We start from the raw sequence: 1,844 nt of genomic DNA, 5'->3' as shown, positions 1-1,844 counted from the left end.
TTATGCCTGTGTTCTTGATGCTCTTACCCATGCGGGGGAAATGGATGTATTCGTATTGATTACGTTGCCGTTCTACGCGGCGCAGACAGTGGCGCTTTCCGGCTATCTTGCCAGTATTGGCGCTACAGTCCTGGCGCTTACCGACAAGATGTCTTCGCCAATCGTAAAGAATGCAACGAGAACCTTATTCTGCAACGCGAAGAACATGGTGTTCCATAATTCAGTTGCGTCGCTGATCGTTCTGACGGACATTCTCGCCAGCTTATATATATTGGAAAACAAAAAAAGATTTCAGGAACACAATGAAAAGGTTAAGCAGATTGAAGGATTTTTCCAGCGATATCCGGTTCCTGCCTATGAGTACGAATACTTCTATAACGAAGACAGCAGCATAAATAAAGCGGAAGAAAAGGAGGAACAGTAAAATGTATTTAGTGAAGAATGTGAAGCTATTTGATCCACAGCCCATGGGAAAGGTGGATATCTTGGTAACGAACGATCGCGTTGCCGCCGTAGGAAATGATTTACATCCGCAGATCCCCGGACTTACTGTAATCGACGGGACAGGAAAAACCGCAGTACCCGGGTTTATCGACCAGCATGTGCATGTGACCGGCGGCGGCGGGGAGGGCGGATTTAACAGCCGCACACCGGAGCTGATGTTATCTACGGTCATTAAGGCCGGTGTGACGACGTTGGTCGGTCTCTTGGGAACTGACAGTTATACGAAGAGTGTGGAAAATGTGCTGGCAAAGACAAAAGAGTTCAATGCGGATGGGATTACCGCTTATTGCCTTACCGGTGCATACGTCTATCCGCCAGTGACCGTCACCGGATCTGTCAGCAAGGATATTGTATATATAAAGGAAATTCTGGGCTGCAAGCTGGCGATATCGGACCACCGCTGCTCTAGACCGACGAAGGAGGAATTGATCCGACTGGCTTCAGACATCCGTATGGCAGCATTGATTTCAGGAAAGCCGGGGATTTTGCATATTCATCTGGGCGGCTGTGGAAGACAGCTGGAGGATATTATTGAAATTGTTGAAGAAGCATATCTTCCGATCAAGCATTTCCGGCCAACCCATCTGGACTGCAATCCGAAGGCTGCGCTCCGGTTTATGGAACTGGGCGGATGGGCAGATTTTACTGCGGAGCCATCCAAAACAGATGAGCTGTACGATGTCATGCAGAAGGCAGGTATTGAACATCTCACAGTCAGCTCTGATTCGAATGGAAGCATTCCGGTATGGAATGAAGCAAGGGATCAGGTAGTTGCGGTCAAGGTGGGCGGCATGGATCCGCTCTATGAGATTATTCGCAATCTGGTGGTGGATTTCAATGTGCCGATGGAAACCGCTATTCAGCTGATTACCAGCAATGTAGCCAAGGCTCTGGAACTGTATCCGGAAAAGGGAACGGTGCGGCCAGGAAGTCATGCCGATATGGTGCTGCTTGATGAAAATTTACATATAGATACGGTTATGGCAATGGGAAAACTGATGATGAAGGATAAGCAGCTTCTGGCGAAAGGGGCTTTTGAAGAGGTTCCCATCGCATAAGAACAGAGGAGGAACAGTTTATGCACAGATATGTAATTAAACGGATTTTAATGATGATACCGGTTTTGATCGGTGTATCCTTTCTGGTATTTCTTATTCTGGCCGTTTCCCCGGGAGATCCGACAAGAATGATTCTGGGGCAGCAGGCTTCAGAGGAAGCCATTGTTGCCATGAGAGAAGAACTGGGACTGAATAATAACTTATTTGTTCGTTATTTCGACTACATGGCGGATGTTTTGCAGGGCGATTTCGGTGTTTCATGGAAAACAAAGTTAGAGGTGC

At 47.5% G+C, this 1,844-nt stretch carries 2 protein-coding genes and 1 pseudogene; all 3 read left to right on the top strand.

Translation table 11 applies throughout. From position 1 onward, the window contains the following. The coding region (locus ACLTD4_RS34025) for a MurR/RpiR family transcriptional regulator (RefSeq protein WP_412332001.1) at positions 1 to 424 on the top strand (424 nt) is incomplete at its 5' end. 1 nt (position 425) lies between these two features. Next, complete coding sequence (gene iadA / locus ACLTD4_RS34020) at positions 426 to 1,562, top strand: beta-aspartyl-peptidase (protein ID WP_412332000.1); 1,137 nt, start codon at positions 426 to 428, stop codon at positions 1,560 to 1,562. Between the two features lie 20 nt (positions 1,563 to 1,582). Beyond that, positions 1,583 to 1,844 (top strand): annotated as a pseudogene (locus tag ACLTD4_RS34015) (ABC transporter permease); the annotation flags it as partial.

Source organism: Hungatella sp. (assembly GCF_046966825.1).
This window is presented reverse-complemented; position numbering and strand designations above follow the sequence as displayed.

Excerpts from the sequence above, each read along its gene's own strand:
- iadA (WP_412332000.1), top strand. The coding sequence starts at position 426 with ATGTATTTAGTGAAGAATGTGAAGCTATTTGATCCACAGCCCATGGGA.